Origin of the sequence: Deinococcus yavapaiensis KR-236, assembly GCF_003217515.1 — a bacterium.
Taxonomy (GTDB): domain Bacteria; phylum Deinococcota; class Deinococci; order Deinococcales; family Deinococcaceae; genus Deinococcus_A; species Deinococcus_A yavapaiensis.
This window is the reverse complement of sequence record NZ_QJSX01000003.1, coordinates 273,969-293,421: the sequence shown is the minus strand read 5'-3', so window position 1 is coordinate 293,421 and position 19,453 is coordinate 273,969. Positions and strand designations below refer to the sequence as shown.

The 19,453-nt window shown below is 68.3% G+C and carries 15 protein-coding genes; 9 read left to right on the top strand and 6 right to left on the bottom strand.

Annotated features, from left to right (window positions below; all coding sequences use genetic code 11):
• Nucleotides 1-41: 41 nt before the first annotated feature.
• Nucleotides 42-251 (top strand): hypothetical protein, encoded by a 210-nt coding sequence (locus DES52_RS05565; protein ID WP_110885777.1) that lies wholly within the window; start codon nt 42-44, stop codon nt 249-251.
• Nucleotides 252-265: 14 nt separating this feature from the next.
• Here DES52_RS05565 and DES52_RS05560 read toward each other — a convergent pair whose 3' ends face one another.
• Nucleotides 266-1,489 carry an MFS transporter gene (locus DES52_RS05560; RefSeq protein ID WP_110885776.1) on the bottom strand — a complete coding sequence of 408 codons (1,224 nt, stop codon included), beginning with the start codon at nt 1,487-1,489 and terminating at the stop codon, nt 266-268.
• Nucleotides 1,490-1,830: 341 nt separating this feature from the next.
• On the opposite strand from DES52_RS05560, the gene DES52_RS05555 reads away from it, so the two are divergent.
• Nucleotides 1,831-2,829, top strand: coding sequence for a DUF4352 domain-containing protein (locus tag DES52_RS05555; RefSeq protein ID WP_110885775.1), 999 nt, complete (start codon nt 1,831-1,833; stop codon nt 2,827-2,829).
• A gap of 161 nt (nt 2,830-2,990) precedes the next feature.
• On the top strand, nt 2,991-3,983 hold the full coding sequence (locus tag DES52_RS05550; protein ID WP_110885774.1) for a DUF4352 domain-containing protein: 993 nt from the start codon (nt 2,991-2,993) through the stop codon (nt 3,981-3,983).
• 177 nt (nt 3,984-4,160) lie between these two features.
• Here the strand turns inward: DES52_RS05550 and DES52_RS05545 are convergent, their stop codons facing one another.
• Together DES52_RS05545 and DES52_RS05540 are read right to left on the bottom strand one after the other, a co-directional pair.
• Nucleotides 4,161-5,222 carry a dipeptidase gene (locus DES52_RS05545; RefSeq protein ID WP_110885773.1) on the bottom strand — a complete coding sequence of 354 codons (1,062 nt, stop codon included), beginning with the start codon at nt 5,220-5,222 and terminating at the stop codon, nt 4,161-4,163.
• A gap of 121 nt (nt 5,223-5,343) precedes the next feature.
• Entirely contained in the window at nt 5,344-5,940 is a 597-nt protein-coding gene (locus tag DES52_RS05540) for a cupin domain-containing protein (protein ID WP_146237196.1), read from the bottom strand.
• 129 nt (nt 5,941-6,069) lie between these two features.
• On the opposite strand from DES52_RS05540, the gene DES52_RS05535 reads away from it, so the two are divergent.
• Together DES52_RS05535 and DES52_RS05530 are read left to right on the top strand one after the other, a co-directional pair.
• Complete coding sequence (locus DES52_RS05535; protein ID WP_110885771.1) at nt 6,070-9,396, top strand: ATP-binding protein; 3,327 nt, start codon at nt 6,070-6,072, stop codon at nt 9,394-9,396.
• Nucleotides 9,397-9,414: 18 nt separating this feature from the next.
• The gene (locus tag DES52_RS05530; RefSeq protein ID WP_110885770.1) at nt 9,415-11,484 is read left to right on the top strand and encodes an ATP-binding protein; all 2,070 of its coding nucleotides are present in this window, start codon (nt 9,415-9,417) and stop codon (nt 11,482-11,484) included.
• A gap of 35 nt (nt 11,485-11,519) precedes the next feature.
• On the opposite strand, the gene DES52_RS05525 is transcribed toward DES52_RS05530, so the two are convergent.
• A complete protein-coding gene (locus tag DES52_RS05525; protein WP_110885769.1) occupies nt 11,520-12,326 on the bottom strand; it encodes an alpha/beta fold hydrolase in 807 nt (268 codons plus the stop codon).
• A gap of 101 nt (nt 12,327-12,427) precedes the next feature.
• Here DES52_RS05525 and DES52_RS05520 point away from each other — a divergent pair, with 101 nt between their 5' ends.
• A complete protein-coding gene (locus tag DES52_RS05520; RefSeq protein ID WP_110885768.1) occupies nt 12,428-13,144 on the top strand; it encodes a hypothetical protein in 717 nt (238 codons plus the stop codon).
• Between the two features lie 27 nt (nt 13,145-13,171).
• Here DES52_RS05520 and DES52_RS05515 read toward each other — a convergent pair whose 3' ends face one another.
• Entirely contained in the window at nt 13,172-13,801 is a 630-nt protein-coding gene (locus tag DES52_RS05515; protein WP_211317864.1) for a TetR/AcrR family transcriptional regulator, read from the bottom strand.
• Between the two features lie 73 nt (nt 13,802-13,874).
• On the opposite strand from DES52_RS05515, the gene DES52_RS05510 reads away from it, so the two are divergent.
• From DES52_RS05510 to DES52_RS05500, 3 genes are all read left to right on the top strand, one after another.
• The gene (locus DES52_RS05510; protein WP_110885766.1) at nt 13,875-14,786 is read left to right on the top strand and encodes an ABC transporter ATP-binding protein; all 912 of its coding nucleotides are present in this window, start codon (nt 13,875-13,877) and stop codon (nt 14,784-14,786) included.
• Complete coding sequence (locus DES52_RS05505) at nt 14,783-15,910, top strand: ABC transporter permease (protein ID WP_110885765.1); 1,128 nt, start codon at nt 14,783-14,785, stop codon at nt 15,908-15,910. Before DES52_RS05510 ends, DES52_RS05505 begins: the two co-directional genes overlap by 4 nt.
• Nucleotides 15,911-16,050: 140 nt before the next feature.
• Nucleotides 16,051-17,916 carry a glycoside hydrolase family 43 protein gene (locus tag DES52_RS05500; RefSeq protein ID WP_110885764.1) on the top strand — a complete coding sequence of 622 codons (1,866 nt, stop codon included), beginning with the start codon at nt 16,051-16,053 and terminating at the stop codon, nt 17,914-17,916.
• Between the two features lie 107 nt (nt 17,917-18,023).
• Here DES52_RS05500 and DES52_RS05495 read toward each other — a convergent pair whose 3' ends face one another.
• Complete coding sequence (locus DES52_RS05495; RefSeq protein WP_110885763.1) at nt 18,024-19,376, bottom strand: hypothetical protein; 1,353 nt, start codon at nt 19,374-19,376, stop codon at nt 18,024-18,026.
• Between the last annotated feature and the right edge of the window lie 77 nt (nt 19,377-19,453).

Below are 19,453 nucleotides of genomic sequence, written 5' to 3'. Positions count from 1 at the left end.
CGGTCGCGTCAAGCGAGTTCGCCCGCTGCCGGAGGTCTCTCATGAACGAATACGGTTTCCCCCTCGCGTCCACCACGCACGACATCTACCTGCTGCGCGTCTGGTACGAGTTCGACGGCCCACGCCCCGTGTGGCGCGCGTCCGTCCTGCTGCCGAACGATCCTCGGCGGCGCTACTTCTCGGAACCCGACGCGCTGCTGCACTTCCTCGGCCGACACTTCCAGGAAAGCTCGACCGACGCCATCACGTAGCGGAAACGACGCCGTCAACGGGCGACGGGCTCGTCCACTGCCCGCAAGCCGCCGTCGAACGTCGCGCTCAGCACGCCGAGCGCGAACACGATTGCCATGCCGAGGAGCGTGGCGGAGAAAGACCAGCGCTCCAAGGCGGCGCCTCCGAGCAGCACGCCGAGCGGCGACGCGACGAGCGTCAACGCGCTCGACGCCGCCACGACCCTCGCCCGCAACGCGTCGGGCGTGCGCTCTTGCAGCACCGTCGGAATGAGCGGGCCGTTCGGTCCGGCGATCAACCCGCCGAGGAAGCAAGCTGCGACGACGACCCTCGGGTCGGCGAAGCACGCGAGCGCCACGAAAATGCCGCACAAGCCCCACACGCTCACGAGGAAGGTCGTTCGCCTCGACCAAGCGTGCCCGAACCGTCCGAACGCCACGGAGCCCAGCACCGAACCGAGCCCGAACGCGGACACGACCGCGCCCAATCCGACCGCGCCGCCCGCCCCGCGTGCGAAGACCGGCAGCACCACCGCGAACAAGGCGGCCATGAGCGCGCTGAACACGACGCTCGATCCGAAGATGACGCGCAGAGGACCGTCGGCCCACAAGAAGCGCCAACCTCCCCAGAAATCGGCGGCGGCGCTCCTCGAACCGACGAGGAAAGGCGAGCGGTTCGAGGGAACGGCGAAGGCGACGAGCGCCGCCGACACGACGAAGGACGCCGCGTCGATCCACAGCACCGCGTGCGCGCCGAGCGAGGCGATCAACACGCCGCCCAGCAGCGGACCCGTCCAGCCCGCGCCGCTTTCCGCGATTTCGCCGAGGGTGTTGGCGCGCTCCAACTCCAAGCCGCCCTGACGCGCCAAGTCGGGCAGCAAGCTCGCGCGCGCCGTGTTGCCTGGGCCGTCGAGCACGGCGCGCGCGAACGTCAAGGCGGCGAGCAGCGGAAACGACAAGTGCCCCGAAGCGTACAGCGCGGGCATCGCCGCGACGGCGGCGGCGCTCAGCAAGTCGGCGAGCACGCTGGCCTCACGGTGACCGAGTCGGTCGACGAGGGGGCCGCCGAGCGCGAAGGACGCCGCGCTTCCGAGCAGGCCGCACAACGCGACGACGCCGGTCAAGGTCGGGCTGTTCGTGCCTTGCAGAACGAACCAAGGCACGGCGAGCGACGTGACGGCCGAGCCGTGCCAGGACAAGGCGTTGGCGACGAGCAAGGCGAAGAAGGGACGGCGATCGAACGAACGGGACATCGACATGAAACACTCCACGGCGAAACGTGCCACGAAGGCACGACGAGCAACGGCAGGCGACGGGCCAGCGCGTTCCCCACGAGTTCACCGTGCGCTCGCGAACCGAGGCGTTCGCGGCGAATGAATTGTTCACGGACTCGAGGGGAACTCAGTCCCCGAGGCCGAAGACGGCGCCGCGCGCAGTGCCAGGCATAGATCCCTCCTTCCCGTCGAGCGTACCGAGACTCTCGCCGCGCCGCATCCGTCGAGCGGCTTAGACGCCGAGTTCGGCGCGCAACATCGTGCAGCCACCCTGAGGCCACTAAGGTTGCGTCATCACGACCGAAGAGGTCGCCAGGAGGAATCCCATGCGTGTTCGAATCATTCTGCCCGCCTTGACGCTCGCACTCGCCACCACCGCCTTCGCCGCCAACCCCCCCGCCAAGACCACCACGCCCGCCGTGATGGGCACGACGCAGCTCGACGGGCAAAACGCCAAGATCGGCCAGACCTTCACCATCGGCAAGCAAAGCCCGATCAACATCACGCTGCAACGCGCGAGCTTCACGACGACGCGCTTCGTGATGGGCACGACCACCATCGTGCCGAAGGCGGACGAGAAGCTTCTCGTGCTGCGCTTCACCGCGCACAACCCCAACAAGCAAGACACCGACCTCTACGGCCTGAAGTTCACGGCGGTCGACGTCAAGGACGTCAACCACGTCAGCGAAGGCACTTTCGTCCGCGCCGACACGAACGAGCCGTACAACGCGCGCCTCAAGCCCGCGCAGAAGATCGACGTGGTCGCCGTGATTCGCGTGCCCGCGACGGGCGTCGTGCCGAAACTCATCGTGCAACGCGGCGACGGCCTCGTGCTGCGCTACGACCTGCGCGGTCAAGCGACCGCCGTGCCCGCCCCGTTCACCGATCCGAAGGACACGAGCGGCGCCACGGCCCTCGGAGACGCGCCCGGCGCGCTCGGCAAGACCTACCCGGTCGGGCGTTACGACATGACGCTCGAAAGCGTCGCGTTCTCGACCGAGGCCATGCTGGGCCGCACGCCGCCCTCGGGCAAGCGCTACGTCCTCGCGACGGTCGTCATGAAGAATCTCGGCGCGGACGCCGACAGCCCGTCGCACTACAGCTTCCGCTCCGAACTGCTCGACGCGGACGGCGAACCCGTCGAGTTCTGGCTGCTCGCGAAGGGCAGCCGCCCCGAGGAAGCCATCAACCGCGCCGTGAAGCCCGGCGAGGAGTACCGCGTGCGGCTCGTGTTCGTCGCGCCGGAAGGCGTCGGGCTGAAGTCGCTCGTGCTGCGCGAGCCGAACAGCCACGGCCTCGTGTTCGACCTCAGCGCCGTGAAGTGATTTCGAAAGCGAGAAGCGCCGAGCGATGACGCTCGGCGCTTCTCGCTTTCGAGGATCCGAACGACGCGAGGCGAGACGCCTCCTCGCGCCACACTCGCCAGCCATGCTCGGATCGCTAAGGTTTCGTCATCGCGGCCGACGAGGTCGCCCGGAGGAATTCCATGCGTGTCCCAATCATCCTGCCCGCCTTGACGCTCGCACTCGCCACCACCGCCTTCGCCGCCAATCCGCCCGCCACCGCGCCCGCCGTGATGGGCACGACGCAACTCGACGGGCAAAACGCCAAGATCGGTCAGACCTTCACCATCGGCAAGCGCGACCCGATCAACATCACGCTGGTGAGCGCGTCGTACACGACCACGCGCGCGTTGCTCGGCACGCTCACGATCGTGCCGAAGGCCAACGAGAAGCTCTTGGTGCTGCGCTTCACGGCGCACAATCCTCAAAAGCAGGACACCGATCTCTACGGCCTGTCGTTCACGGCGGTCGACGCGCTCGACGTCAACTTCAGCAACGAGCAGACCTTCGTGCGCGCCGGGACGAGCACGCCGTTCACGGGCAGCATCAAGCCCGCGCAAAAAGTCGAGGTCACGGCGGTCATTCGCGTGCCTGCCAGCGGCGTGGTTCCCAAGCTCATCGTGCAGCGCGACGCCGACCCCGTCCTGCGCTACGACTTGCGCGGCGTCGTGCAGAAGTTGCCCGTTCCGTTCGCCGACCCCAAGGACGCGAGCGGCGCCACGGCGCTCGCCGACGGCCCCGCGAAGATGAACGTCTTCTACCCCGTCGGGCGTTACGACGTCAAGCTGGAGGACGTCACCTTCTCGGGCGAGGCGATGAACGGGCGCGACGCGCCGTCGGGCAAGCGCCTCGTGCTCGCCACGCTGACGATCAAGAACGCCGGGGCCGACGAGGACACGCCGGGCAGCGGCCGATTCTGGCCGGAGCTCGTGGACGCGGACGGCGAGCCCGTCAAGTACTGGCTGCTCGCGAAGGGCAGCCGTCCCGAGGAAGCGACGGGCCGCAGCCTCAAGCCCGGCGAGGAGTACCGCGTGCGGCTCGTGTTCGTCGCGCCGCAAGGCGTCGGGCTGAAGTCGCTCGTGCTGCGCGAACCGAACAGCCACGGCCTCGTGTTCGACCTCGGCGGGGTGAAGTGACAGGAGACGCGTGGGCGGATCTCGGCGGGTGGAACGCTAGAGGGGCGCGGATGAAGCGCGACGTGTGATCCTCGGGCCTTCGTGCGCCGACGTGGTGTTCACGGCAGGCGGATTCAAGAAGGAGTGACTCGAACGAGCGAAGAGAAGCAGCGATGGCCACGCTTCTCTTCGCTCGTTTCACGCTTCGTCACGCCACGTGCGCCGCAACACCCGCCGCCAGTTGCCGCTCGCGAGCTTGCCGAGCGTGTCCTCGTCGTACCCGAACGTCCTCAGGGCGTTCAGCAGCGTCGGCAGGTGGCTCGCGTCGGCGACGGCGCGCGGCATCACCGCGCCGTCGAAGTCCGAGCCGAGCGCCACGCCATCCACGCCAAGGCGCGACAGCAGGTAGTCCACGTGGCGCACCAGCACCTCCACGTTGGTGTCCGGGTCGAGGTGCGCGTCGGGACGCACGTCGTTCACGGCGAAGTTGAATCCCACGACGCCTTCCGATTCACGCACCGCGCCGAGCTGATCGTCGGTGAGGTTGCGCGTCGAGGGGCACACCGCGTGCGCGTTGGAGTGCGTCGCGACGAGCGGAGCGTCCGACAGCCGCGCGACGTCCCAGAAGCCGCGCTCGTTGAGGTGCGACACGTCGATCATCACACCCAGACGGTTGCAGGCCCGCACGAGCGCCTTCCCGTCGGGCGTGAGGCCGGGCCCGGTGTCCGGCGAGCGAGGGTACGCGAAGGGAACGCCGTGCCCGAAGCGGTTCGGGCGGCTCCACACCAAGCCCAGCGACCGCAGTCCTCGCGCGTGCAGGTCGTACAGCAAGGCGAAGTCGGCGTCGATCGCGTCCGCTCCTTCGAGGTGCACCACCATGCCGAGGGGGCCATCCGCGTCGAGGGCGGCGAGTTGCTCGCTCGTGCGCACGATGCGCAGTTGTCCCTCGGCGCGGCGTTCGAGGTGTTCGAGGGCGGCGAGTTGTGCGAGCACTTGCGCGCGGGCACCTCCAGGATCGAGGGGTGGCGCGAGCCGAACCTCGTACCCGCTGGAAGTGATCGTCAAGTCGTCTTCTGGGGGACGCGGCGGAAGGGCCATGAGCGCGAACAAGCCGCCGATGAGGCCGCCTTCTCGGGCGCGGGGCAAGTCGAGGTGCCCTTCGGGGTTGCGAAGCAGGAAGTCCCGTCCGCCCTCGCGGTACTCCAAGAGGTGCTGAACGACATCGTTGTGACCGTCGAAGACGGGCGGCGAGGTTGGCATCAAGACGCATCATGCCTCATCGGTGACGCGCCAAGAGCCGACGTCGCGTTCGTACGCCGAGAGCGACCCGAAGGCCGAGCAGGACTGTTCGTCTGCTCGGCCTTCGGGTCGCTCGGGACGGTCAATCGTGCGCGGAGATCGGGGGGGTGCGGCGAATGCGCTCGACGTACTCGGGATAGCTGCCTTTGTAGCCGAGCGACCGTGCGATCGGGCCGAGCACGGCGCCCATGAGCTTCAAGACGGGTTTGGGCGGACCGCCGACGAAGGAGACGACGTCTTGGAATTCCTCTCCGAACACCACGAGTTGCAGCAAGTTCGGCATGCCCTTCTTGTTCGTCTTGCCGTCCTGCGCGAGCGAGAAGAGGTTGATGACCATCTCCAGGAAGCGGTCGCCCGGCGTGATCTCGGCGCGGATGACCGCGTCCTCGTCGCCCGCGTTCCACCAGTCGTGCACGGTACCCGCCGGGCAGTGGACGGCCTCACCGAGCGGCGCGACCATCTTCTTGTCGCCGATCAGCATGCCGACGTGGCCGCGCAAGACCGTGAAGGTCTCGTCGATGGCGGGGTGAACGTGCGCGCCCGCCACGGCCCCGCCGGGCCGCACGAGAATCTCGACGATCAGCCGTCTGCCGTTCGTGTCGCTCGGCGCTTCGATCACGACGCCACGTTCGCCTGTCACGGGATTGTCCAGCCGGTCTCCTGCTTGCACTCGAATCATTTGGGTTCCTCCTCGTCGAACCTTCAACTGCTCGGAAGGTACCGACTCGCTGGTGATCGTGAGATGTTGCCTGGCAAGCAAGAGATTTTCGCGCGCCTTCACGGTGAATTCTGCTAGCTTGAAGGCGTCATGACCTCATCGCCAACGTGGCGCCTGCAACTCGTGGGGGCGCCGAGACTGACGTCGTCCGACGGGCTGGAACGGGATTTGGACGGCAAGCCGCTCGCGGTGCTCGCGTACCTCGCGCTGGAGAGCAACGTCACGCGCTCGCGCCTCGCGGGGTTGCTGTGGCCCGACCGAGTGGAATCCGCGGCGAGAAACAACCTCGTGCAACTCTTGCGGCGCATGAAAAGCTCGTTCAAGACTTCGCTGGTGCTGGAAAACGATCCCCTGACGCTCGCGCCGAACGTTCGGGTGGACGTGCACGAACCGGTTCACGTCGAGTACGACGCGGAACTGCTCGAACGGGTCACCTTCGAGGAGCTCGACCTCGCCGATTGGCTGGCGGTGCAGCGCGAGCGCTTCGACGCGCGGCGCGCCCGTCTCTTGGCGCAGGCCGCCGACGCGCACGAGGCGAGCGGTGAGTTCGCCCGCGCCGAGGAACTCGCGCGGCGTGTCCTCGATCTCGACGCGTTGTCGGAAGGCGCGCACCGCCGTGTGATGAGGCTGGCGTACCTGCAAGGCAACGTCGAGGAGGCGCGCGCGCAGTACGAGCGTCTGCGCGCGATGCTGCACGACACCCTGAGAACCGAGCCGATGCCCGAGACGCTGGAACTCGCCAAGCTCGTCGAGCGCGGAGACGTCACGCCGAACGTTCCGGCCGTCACGGCGGACGCCGCGCCGCGTCCGCGTCTGCTCGTCGGTCGTTCGAGGGAGTGGACGGCCATGGAAGCGGCGTGGCAGCGCGGGCAGTTCATCATCTTGTACGGTCAGCCTGGCATGGGCAAGTCGGCGCTCGCCGAGCACTTCACCGCCAGCAAGGGACGCGTGCTGTGGCTCGAAGGGCGCCCGGGCGACGCGCTCGTTCCGTACACGGCCGCCGTTCGCAACCTGCGGCGCGTCCTGACGCGCATCGAAGCGCCTTTGCCGCTCGACGCGCGGCGAACTTTGAGTTTCCTGCTGCCCGAACTCGCGCCGCCGGGCGAGACGCCCGCGTCGAGCGCGGCGGCGAACTTGCAGGACACCATCCGCTTCGTGTTCGCGCTCGGTCTGCACGACGTCGACGTGTGCTTGTTCGACGACATCCAGTACGTGGACCAAGCGAGCATCGAAGTGGGCTTCGACCTCATCGGCGTGGCTTTTCCGCTGGGACGTCCCGGGACGTTGCCGCACTTCGTGGCCGTGCACCGTGAAGACGGCCTTCCGGCGGCGACGCGAGCGATCTTCGAGCGGCTCGTGACGGACGGGCAGGCAGCGTGGATTCACGTGCCGCCCCTCGACGCGCGGGAGACGCGCGAGCTTCTCGCGGCGCTCGACGTGCCCGAGGAGGTGGCGCAGGGGTTGGCGGACGCGTCGCACGGGCATCCGCTGTTCGTGCTCGAAGGCGCGAACGCCTTGCGGCAAGGCAGCGACTTCTCGGCGTCCGGCGTTCCTCCCAAGCTCGGTCAACTTCTGGGAGACCGACTCGGACGCTTGCCGAAGGTCGCGTTGCAAGTCGCGCGCGCGTGCGCCGCGTTGAAGCGCGACTTCACGCCGGAGCTCGTCTCGAGCGTCTTGTCGGCGCCCGTGCTCGACGTGGCGAGCGCGTGGAGCGTCTTGGAGGACGCCGGGGTGCTGCGAGACGACCGCTTTCACCACGACCTCGTGGCCGAGGCGGTCTTGACGGGAACGCCCGCCTCGATTCGGCGCCTGTTGCACCGCGGAGCGGCGCGCGCGCTCGAATTTGAAGGTGCGCCGCCGGCGCGCGTCGCGTGGCACTGGCAAGAAGGCGGGCAAACGTTGCAGGCCGCGCCGTGGTGGTCGCGGGCGGGCGAGGCGGCGCGGGCGTCGTTGCGCTTTCGCGAAGCGGCCGCGCATTACGAGGCGGCGGCGCGCGCGTACGAAGCGTCGGGGGACGCCAAAGCGTTCGCGGAGTGGCTCGGACGTGCCGAGGCGATCGGCATGACCGACGACGCCTCGGCGCGGCAAGAAGCGGTGAACGACGTTTTGGAGCGCGCGGGAACGCCGTTGGAGCGCGCGCGTGGCTGGCATCTGCAAAGCGAGCTGTACGCGTCGGTCAGCGAGGGCCGCCGAGCGGAGACGGCGGCTCGGCGGGGTCTGCGCGCGCTCGACGAGCAGGCCGAGCACGCGGTGGTTGACGCCGGACCCGAGGAGATCTCGCTGCGGGCGAACTTGCTGGCGGACCTCGGAGCGGCGCTGTGGGTGCAAGAGCGTCTGCGGGACGCGGAGGACGCCCTGCGCGAAGCGGTGGCACGGCTGGAACCGCTCGGTGACAGGGGCGATCTCGGCGCGAACCTCAGCAGCCTCGCCGTGATCCTCGACCACCAGGATCGTCACCGCGAGGCGCGCGGCGTGCACGAGCGCGCTTGCGCCCTGCTCGAACGGCTCGGGGAGTACGGGCACCTCGCCGTGGCCCTGCGAAACTTGTCGGTGTGCCTCAGCGAGCTCGGGGACGCGCGCGCCGCCTTGAACGCCTTGCGGCGAGTGGAAGCTTTGCGCGAAAGCAGTTCGGGTGAGGACGCGGCGTTCACGCTCGTCCTCGGGTTGGCGTGCGCCGACGTCGGGGAGTACGACGAGGCGGTGCGCTACTTGGAGCGGGTGGAGGCGTTCGAGCTCGACCCGACGGGCTGGCTGCGCGATTACACGCGCGGCTGTCTCGGCGAGGTACTCACGTTTCTCGGGGCGTTCGAGCAAGCCGAGGCGTACTTGGAGCGAGCGCTGGGCGCGTGCGTGCCCGACGTGTACCGCGTCAGGCTGCTCGCCGCTCGGGCCCGCCTCGCGTTCGAGCGGGGCGAGCCGAGCGCGCCTCACCTCGAGCGGGCGAGGACGGCGCTCGGAGAGGCGCCGCGGCCGTTGTCGCTCGGGCGCGTTCGGCTCGTGGAGGCGCTCGACGCGGATTCGGCCTTCGCGCGCGTCGCGGCCGAGGAAGCTTTGCGCGTCGCGCGGCAGCACGAACTCGGCGGCTTGGAGATCGCGGCCCTTTCACGTCTCGCCTCGGCGTTGGTGCGCCTCGGGCGCTTCGAGGAGGCCGCGGCGTGCGCGCGGGAAGCCGAGGAGCGCCTCGAGACGTTGGAGCCGAGCGACGTGACGCGCGGTGAAGTGTTCTTCACGGCGTTCGAGGCGCGGAGCGGCGCGGGCGAGCGCGACGCGTGGCGCTCGCTGGAGCGGGCCGAGCGGTGGCTGGACGACGCTGCCTCGCGCGTTCCGCCCGAACTGCGCGAATCGTTTCGTACGCGACCGCGCGTTCACGGTCGAATGCTGGCCGCGCGCCGATCCGGGGTCACGAGCGAACAGTGACTCGTGCTACGATCGAGCATGCTCGATTCCCGGTTCGCTTGGCGACTCGCCCTGCTCGGCACGCCGAGCCTCTCGTCGCTCACCATGCCGGAAAGTCGCGTTTCGCTCGAACGCAAGACGGCCACCCTGCTCGCTTACCTCGCCATGGAAGGCCCCACGTCTCGCGCCAGGCTCGTGGAGTTGCTGTGGCCCGAAACTCCGGCGGGAGCGGCTCGCAACAACCTCGTTCACCTGCTGCGCCGTCTGCGCGACGCGGTCGGGGCGGAACTCGTGGAGGGCGGCGAGGTCTTGTCGCTGCACGAAAGCGTCTCGGTGGACGCGCGCAGCGAGCTCGACCCCGCCGAGGCGCCCCGCGCGTTCGCCGGGGGACTGTTGGAGACCGTGGATCTCGACGATCTCCCCGAGTTGAGCGAGTGGATTCTCGCGAAGCGCGAGCAGATCGCGGTCGCGCGGGCTCGCCAGTACGAAGCGGCGCTCGCGCGGGCGCGGGCCTCGGGCGACGCGGCCGAGGCGGTGTCGCTCGCCGAGCGCTGGGTGGACCTCGATCCCCTGCACGAAGTCGCGTACCGCGCGCTCATGCAAGCTTACTACGATCTCGGCGACCGACCCGCCGCGCTTCGCGCCTACCACCGCTGCAAAGCCGTGCTGGCGCGCGAGCTCGGCACGGACCCTTCTCCCGAGACGCACGCGCTCGCCCGTGACATCGACCGTGGAACGCTCGGGCGCGTCACGTCCGGTCGCGCGGGGCACGGGCGGGGCCGTCTTCCCCTCACGGTGCTGCGACCGCCGACGCTGGTGGGCCGCGAGGACGTGTGGGCGAAAATGGAGGAAGCGTGGGCGAACGGCTTGGGCATCATGCTTCAAGGCGACCCGGGCTCGGGCAAGTCACGCCTCGCGCAGGACTTTCTGCGGTCGCGCGAAGGACACCAGATCTTGCTCTTCCAGGGACGCCCTGGCGACGTGGACGTGCCGTACGCCACGCACGCGCGCAACTACCGTCAGACGCTGGAGGCGAATCCGGACTTGGAGTTGCCCGAATGGGTCGTGCGCGAGCTCGCACGCATGATTCCGGAACTCGGCGAGGCTCCGCCGCCCATGGCGACGGAAGCCGACAAGCGCCGCTTCTACGAGGCGCAGTACGAGGTCGTGCGTCTCGTGGCGGAGCGCGGGCCGCTCATCATCTGCACAGACGACGTGCAGTTCATGGACGAGCCGAGCATCGAGGCGGGTGCGTACGTCGGGTCGCGCTTCTGGGGTGATACGAACACGTTGCTGCGCTGCTTGTACTGCCATCGCACGAACGCGCTTCCACCGTACTCGGCGGCGTTGCTCGACTCGATGTACGCGGCGGGCGTGATGGTGCCGATCGAGTTGCCGCCTCTCAGCGACGCCGCGGTGTCCACGCTCATCGGCGAGTTGGACGTCGCGAGCGCAGTGAGCGCCGCGAGCGAGATCGCGCGCGTCACGCGAGGCAACGTGCAGTTCGTGCTGGAGACCGTGAAGAACATGGTCGAGCGAGGTGACGGCGACGTGCGGCCGATCGCGGGACCGGACGAGGGCGTGAGCGCCATGATTCAAGAGCGCCTCACGCGCCTGTCGCAAGGCGCGTTGCAAGCGGCGCGGGCCGCGGCCGTCCTGCGCCGCGAGTTCAGCCTCGAGCTCGTCGCGCAAACGCTGGGCATCGGCTTGCTCGACACGGCGAACGCGTGGGAGGAGTTGGAGGACGCGCAAGTCGTGTCGGGCGAGGCCTTCAGCCACGACCTCGTGCTGGAGACGGTCTTGTCGAGCATGCCCGCTTCGGTGCGCCGCGTGCTGCACCGAAGCGCGGCGCGCGTGCTCGCGTCGGCGGGCGCTCCGCCCGCGCGCGTCGCCGCGCAGTACCAGGAAGGCGAGGACGCGCGACAAGCCGCGCCTTGGCTCGTGAAGGCGGCCGAGTCCGCCTTGGCGAACTTGCGATTCGCCGAGGCGCACGAAGCGTACACGGCGGCGGCGCGAACGTACGCGGCGCTCGGTGACGCGGTCGGCGAGGCGAGCGTTCGCCGAGCTTTGGAGGCGCTCGCGAAGCGCGTCGAGCAGACGGCGTCTTGAAGCACGCGGCGAGAAGCGCCGCGTGCTCCTCTAGGTCAGCGAGAAGAAGAGGCCAAGAAGGCGTCGAGGTGCCCTTGGAAGGCCTCGGGGTGTTCGAAGCTCGGAAGGTGCGCGGCGCGCGGCATGACGACGAGGCGAGCGTCGCGCACGAGCGAAGCAAGGCGCGAGCAGCGCTCCTGCGCGTGAGGAAAGTCGAGGTCGCCCACCACGATCAAGGTTGGCGCCGTGATGTCGGCGAGGCGAGGCCAAGCCGGATCGGCGGGCCGTTCCTCGCCGAGTTGGGAAGCGCGCAGGGCGACGCCGTTCATGTCTAGGAACAACGCGCGGAGTTCGCCCGACACGCGCCCCTCTTCTCCGAGCACGCCGTCGAGCCACACCCGAGCTTCCATCTCGTTGAGGCGATCGACGTCTCCTGACTCCTCGGCCACCTCGAGGTCCTCCAGCAGGGCTTCGACTGCTGGGGGAAACGTCTCGGGAGCCGGAGCGCCGCCGATGGAGGGCGCGATCAGCACGAGTCCCTCCACCCGCTCGGAGTGGGCGAGCGCGAAGTCCAGCGCGATCTTTCCGCCTTGTGAGCAGCCCACGAGGGTCGCGCGCTCGGCGCCGACGTGATTCAGCACCGCGAGCAGATCGTCGATGTGAGCGTACGGCTCGTCTTGCGGGCGCGTGTCGCCGAAGCCTCGTCGGTCGTACGTCACCGTGCGCGCCTCGGTCGCCGCGACTTGCGCGCGCCACATTCGTCGGTCGGCGACGCCCGCGTGCAAAAACACCACGGTTCGTCCCTCGCCGCTCACCTCGCCGATCAATTCGGCCTCACCACTCTTGACTCGGATGTCGGTCATGTTCTCAGCTCCATTTCGAGTCGAAGCGTACCGTGGCGGGCATGACCGAGTGATGTCGCGCAACACGCGGGAATCATGCTGCGGCGCCTACGGTGAAGCGCATGAAGACCTTCGCTCGATTCACCTTGCTCGCCCTGATCCTCTCGTCTTCCGCCGGAGCGCTCGACTATCGATTCTTCCTCGACGGCGTTCACACCGACTTGAGCACGGTCGAGGAGGGCGGCAAGGTGTTCGTCGAGGCGAACCGGTTCGGCAAGTACCTCGGGCCGATTCTCGACCGCGTCATCGACGTGAACGCCTTGGTAGGCTCGGTGACGAGCAAAGTCGACTTGGGGCCGCTGAACGGCTTGTTCGGCGGCTTGCTGAACCGCGCGGCGAGCGACGTGAAGTACGAGGTGATTCGCCGCGCCGAGGAGCCGTACGTGGACGTTCAGGCGTTCGCGCGCGGGCAAGGCGCGCAACTCGTGTTCCACCCGTTCGACAAGACGTTCGTGATCGCGCGTGACGCCGCCGGTTTGCAGCGGGGAGAGGAAGCTCGCTTCGTGGCGCTCGGAGAGGTGACCGTGAAGTTGGAGGAGGCGCGCTTGCAAAACGGTCGGCTGGCGTTGCGCTTCACGACGCGTGGAGAGCGTGAGGAGGACGTGCGCGCTTGGAGCTTCGTCGGGAACGGCAAGGTGCTCTCGTCCGAGGTCACGCTCGTGCAAGCGGGCCGCGTGGACGTCACGCTGAGCCTTGCCGACGGCGCCATTCCCGAGGAGCTCGGCGTGCACGGCGCGAACGGCGAGCGCGTCGCGTACAGTTTGAGCTCGCTGCGCTGACGCCTTGACGCCGCTGCCTTCGCGACGTCAGGAACGCGAAGGCAGCGGCGCCGTCAGGTAGTGCTGAATCGTCGGGGCGAGGATGGCGACGAGTTCCTCGCGGTCGAGACTCGCCAGAGGCTCGACGTGCAGAACGAAGCGGGCGATCGCGATGCCGAGCAGGTGCGTGCTCGCGAGGATGGCGCGCATTTCCGGCCGGTCGGTTCCGAGCGCGGGCGCGACTTCGCGCAGAACGCGGCTTTGCAGAAATTCGCGCAGAAGGTCGGCGGCCTTGTCGGTCGTGACGGCCGTTCGGAAGATCGCGCGCACCGGGGCGGCAGTGACGGGGTCTTCCCAAATGCCGAGGTAGGCGCGCGCGAAGCGTTCGCCGATTGTGGCGGGATCTCCGGCGAGCACGGCGGTGGCCGTTTGCACCAAGTCGGGCGGAATGTGCAAGGTGGCGGCGAAGAGGTCGTCCTTGCTGCCGAAGTAGTGGCGAATGAGGGCGGGATCGACGCGCGCGGCGGCGGCGATGTCGCGCACGGTGGCGGCGGTGTAGCCCTTGGCGGCGAACTGCTCGCGGGCGGCGTCGAGAATCGCTTGGCGCGCGCCGCTGTCACCGCGGCGCCGTCCGGTGGGCCGCTTGGAGGGAAGATCGTCGTTCGGAGGCAAACTCACGAGCGCATTGTATCTCCACGTCCGTTGACTTCCTCGCGCGTAGAATTCTACACTTGTAGAAAAAGGAGTCGCCATGCAGGACACGGTCGCCATCCACACCGAGCATCTCTCCAAGCGCTACGGACGCACGGAAGTCATCGCGCCCCTGTCCCTCACCGTCGCGTCCGGCATCGTCTTCGGTTACCTCGGGCCCAACGGCGCGGGCAAGACCACCACCATCCGCATGCTGAGCGGCGTTCTGCCACCCTCGAGCGGCACGGGCACCGTCGCGGGCGCCTCGCTGTCCGACCCCGAGGCCGTCAAGGCCCGCATCGGGTACGCCAACCAAGCGGCGAGCGTGTACGGCGACCTCACCGTCGAGGAAAACGTGCGCTTCAAAGCCGCCCTGTACCTGCGGCCGCGCGACGTCGGCCCCGCCGTGAACGCCACGCTGGAACGCCTCGGACTCGCGCGTTGGCGCGCCCACAAGGCAGCGCAGCTCTCGGGTGGATGGCGCCAGCGGCTGTGCATCGGCACCGCCGTCGTGCACGAACCGCGCGTGCTTTTCCTCGACGAGCCGACCGCCGGCCTCGATCCGGTCGCGCGACGCGACCTGTGGGACGTCATCTACGACCTCACCGCCAGCGGCACCACCGTGTTCGTCACGACGCACTACATGGACGAAGCCGAACGCTGCCAGGAACTCGCCCTGCTCGCCGACGGCCACCTGCTCGCTCAAGGCACGCCGCAGCAACTGCGCGCGCAACTGCCGGGCGTGCGCTACGCCCTCAGGACGCCGCACCTCGCCGAGACGCTGCACGCCGCGCGCGCCCTCGACGGCGTCACCGGCGCGTGGATCATCGGCGACGAGGTGCGCGTCGTCGCCGACGACGCCCGGACCGCCACGGTCCTCGCGCGCCTCGGCGAACTGCGAGAAGTCACGCCGAGCCTCGAGGACGTCTTCGTCGCGTATGCCGGACCCACCCGCTCGGAGGTGAGAGCGTGAACACCTCGAGTTCGCTCGACCGCGTCCTCGCCGTCGCCCGCAAGGAGTTCTTGCACGTGCGCCGCGACGCCGTGCTGCCAAGACTCATCGTGCTGCTGCCGATCGTGATGCTGCTGCTGTTCGGCTACGCCCTCAACACGAACGTCAAGAACATCAAGCTCGGTGTGGTCGACGCGTCGCGCGACCGTGTCAGCGAGCGCATCCTCGCCTCGTACGCCGCCGACGACCGCTTCGAGTTGATTTCCATGCCTTCGCGCAGAGCCGCGCTCGACGCGGCACGGGCGGGACGCGTGCGCGCCGTCCTGGAAATTTCCGAGGGAGCGCTGGCAGCCGCGCGCAAGCAAGAGGCCGTGCCGATTACCCTCGCCGTGGACGGCAGCGATCCGGCGTTCTCCGCGCAGATTCGCGCCGCCTCGGCGTCCGCCATGCAAGACGTCATGGCCGCCCTCGGCGCGGTGCGCGCCGCCACCGGCACCCTCAGCTTGCCCGCGCGCCTCACGTCCGAGATTCTTTACAATCCTGACAACCGCAGCGCGGTGTACATGGTTCCCGGCCTCTCGGGCCTGATTCTGACGCTGATCTGCGTGATGCTGACGGCGCTCGCCATCGTGCGCGAGCGCGAGGCGGGCACCATGGAGGCTCTTATCGTCACGACGGTGCGGCCCGCCGAAGTCGTCCTCGGCAAGTTGCTGCCGTACTTCGCCTTCGGCGCGACCGACGCGGCGCTCGTCCTTGGCATCGGCCACTGGCTGTTCGGCGTGCCGCTCGTCGGAAGCGTGTGGCTGCTCGTGCTGGCCGCGCTGCTGTTCGTGCTCGGCAGCCTCGGGCTCGGCATCCTCATCTCGACCGTGGCGCGCACGCAACCTCAAGCGATGTTCGCCACGATCGCCTTCATCATCCCCAGCATCTTCCTCAGCGGCTTCCTGCTGCCCCTCGAAGGCTTCAACCGCTTCTTCACGGCGCTCTCCACGCTCGTGCCGTTGAAGTACTACCTGTCGGCCGTGCGAGGCATCATGCTGCGCGGCGCGGAATTGAGCGACCTCATGAGCGCCTTCGTCGGGTTGGCGGTCTTCGCGGCGATCACCTTGCTGCTCGCGAGCTTGACGTTCAAAAAGACGTTGTGACGCCAAGTGGACGCGCGATCGTGTCCCCAAGCGGCACCCTTTCTTGGTGAGGATACGCTAAAGGATTGGCGGGCCGTCGGCGATGCCCCGCGTGCACGCGGCCCTGTACAGTTAAAGGAAATCACAACAAGGAGTCCCTCATGCCCAATCTTGCGGCGTCCTTTCGATCACTCAGAACGTCCGTCGGTTTTCTCGGCGCGCTCGCGTTCGGAGTCACCCTGTCGGCTTGTCAGCAGCAGGCTTCTCCCGGCTCGCAGCTCGCCGCGCCTCCCGCTTCCCTGAGCGCGCTCGGCGCCGACGCAGTCGGCAAGTACCGAAATCCGCTGCGCGCCAGCGTGCCCAACGGCACCACCGTCGACACTTGCGCCGACCCGTCCATCATTCAAGGTCAGACGCTCGGCGACACCGCGTGGTACCTGTACTGCACCACCGATCCCCTGAACGGTCAGGACACCAACGCCAACGGAGACTTCAACTTCCGGCTGATGCCCACCCTCAAGTCCACCGACCTCGTGAACTGGACGTACGTCGGCGACGCCTTCACGCAGCGGCCCGCCTGGGTCGACGCGAACGCGGGTTTGTGGGCGCCCGACATCGAGTACGTCAACGGCAAGTACCACCTGTATTACACGGCCAGCAACACGAACGAGGGCGGCAGCGCCATCGGCGTGGCCGTCAGCGACAGCCCGACCGGACCGTGGGTGGACAGCGGCGCGCCCGTCGTCGAACCGCACCCTGCTCCGTGTTGCTCGAACAGCCGCCGCTGGACGTTCGACCCCGACGTGATCCGGGACGCGGACGGACAATTGTGGATTTACTACGGCAGTTACTTCGGTGGGCTCTCCGTACGCAAACTCTCGCCCGACGGTCTCAAGAGCGATCCTGCCACGCAGGTGCAGGTCGCCATCGCCAACCGTTACGAAGGAAGCCAAGTGGTGTACCGCAACGGCTTCTACTATCTCATGGCGTCGGCGAGCGACTGCTGCCGTGGACCGCTCACCGGGTACAGCGTCTTCGTGGGCCGCTCACCGAATCCCACCGGACCCTTCGTCGATCGTGACGGCGTGAGCTTGCTGAGCGGCCGAGTGGGCGGCACGCCCGTACTCGGCATGAACGGCAACCGTTGGGTTGGCACCGGACACAACGCCGTGTTCACCGACGCCTCCGGGCAGGACTGGACGGTGTACCACGCCGTTGACCGCAACGACGCGTATCTCACGAGCGCGAGCGGCCTCACCAAACGCCCCTTGATGCTCGACCCACTCGACTGGGTGGATGGCTGGCCCGTCGTGCGCGGCGGACTGTGGGCCTCCGATCAGGCGATGCCCGCGCCCAGCAGCCTGCGCGGACAGCCGAGCGCCTACCGTCCGCGGCTCGCCACGAACCAGCGTACCGGTACGCTCCTGAACCGCGAGGACTTCGACGGCGACCTGAGCCAGTGGACGTGGGTGCGCCCACCCGACGGCGGCAGCTTCCGCGTCGTGAACGGCGCCTTCCAGTTCGACACGCAAGCCGCCGACTTGTTCGAGGGCAGCAACACGGCTTCCGTGCTCACGCGCCCCGCGCCCAGCGGTGACTACGTCGTGGACGTGAAGCTCAGCATCAACCTTCCCCCGGAAGGCTGCTGCTTCAATTACGTCCAAGCGGGCCTCGTGATCTACGCGGACGACGACCGCTACGTCAAGCTCACGCACGCCTCCATCTGGGAGACACGTCAAATCGAGTTCGCCAAAGAGCAGCCCGCGACGACATCCACCGCTCCCCGCTACGGCAGCACCGTCCTCGGGGCTCCCGCCGACACGCTGTGGTTGCGCATCGTCAAATCCACCGACGACGCCGAGCAGCGCTACACCGCGTACTCCAGCACGAACGGCACGACTTGGACGCGCGGGGGCACGTGGACGAACCAATTGGGTGACAACGCCCGCATCGGACTCGTCTCGATGGGCGGCTCGGGCTTCACGGCGACTTTCGATGAAGTGCGCGTTTCGCGCCTCAAGCCCTGACCCACCGGAGTGCGGTCCGAAGTCGGCGGAGGGCCCGTGGGCCCTCCGCCGACTTCACGGCGTTCTATCGCCTTGCGCGGGTGGGGTGACGCGCCGCTCGTCGCCCCTCACTCCTTGCGGAAGAAAAGATCGCCAGACGACCCGCCGGGACGCAAGACCAACTCCAGCCCGCCGTTCGGGCCTTTCTGAACGCCCGCGAGGTCCGTTTCCGTGGACGGCTTCAGCGCGCCCCAGCGGTTGAAGCTCGGCTGGCAGGTGTCCACCTCGCGAAAAGCGGCGCGCGTCACTTGGAAGCTGAGCTTCGCGCCCGTCACGACGACCTTGCCGACGCGCTCCACCGTCGTGAGGGTCGCACAACTCTCGCTTTGGAAGTCCTGCGTGAACGTCACGGAGCGAAACGACCCGTCGGGCCGGATGAGCAAATCCACGTCCTGCTTGAGCTGCGTCGGCGTCCAATCCCAGCCCGCTTGAACGGTCGCACCTCCGAACACGACACCGCTCGTGAAGCCTTGCGAGAGGCGCGAGACGCGGTTGCGTGTCGTCCAACGACCCGCGAGGTTCGCGACGCTCGTGTTTTTGAAGATGGCGTCGGACGCGGCCGGACGTTTCGCCGATGGCTTGCTCGCGGCGGCGAGTTCCGCCATCGGCGCGAGCGACAAGGTGATGTTGCCCGCGCCGGGCTTCACGAGCTGGAAGTCGTCGCGCGCCGAGTTGAGGTACGTGCCCATGAGGTCGGCCTCGTCCACTTCCCCGTTGCCGTTGATGTCCGCCCACGCGAGAAGTTGATGCCCCTCGTCCGCGAGGCCGTCGACACGCCAGCGGGCGTGCCGACCCGCGAGGTTCACGCGCGACGCGGCGTAGCAATCGTCCGTCTTGAAGCGGCACGCCAAGACGACGACGCCCTTCACGTCGTACCCGAGCGGCGCGATCACCGTGCCGGTGAGGCGTCCGGCGCCGCGCGGCGTGACGTCGAGGTCGCCCGAAGCGCGCGCGAACTTCGCGGGCGCGTTCGGAGCCGCGCTCGCCTCACCCGAAAGGAACGGATCGGCCACGCCGTCCATCTCGCGCATCCAGATCACCGCTCCCTCGTACGGCGCGCGCACCTTCGCCAAGGTCGTTCCGTCGATCGTGTAAGCGCCGTACAAGTCGCCGACGTCCAAGGTGGCGTTGCCGTTCACGTCCTTCCAAGCGACGAGGCCGCGCGGCGCGGTCGGCGCGTTCTCGAACTTGAACCACGCCGAGCTGCCGTCTTGACGCGTGATCTGCTGCGTGACCTGCGAGCCCGACACGCAGTCTCCGCGCGCGTCGAGATCGCACGAAACGACCCACGTTCCACGCACGTCGTGCTTTCCCGGGACGTGCACGGAGCCTTCGAGCGTGGCGGCGTTCGCGCTCGCACAAAGAGCGGCCGTCAAGAAGGTCGGAAGAAGCGAGCGGATGATAGTACGATCCTCGTTCATGCCTTCACGCTAAATGGACGGCCATGACTGCAGGGTGTCGGTCGCCGAACGCCAATCGTTCGTCGATTCGCGCGAGC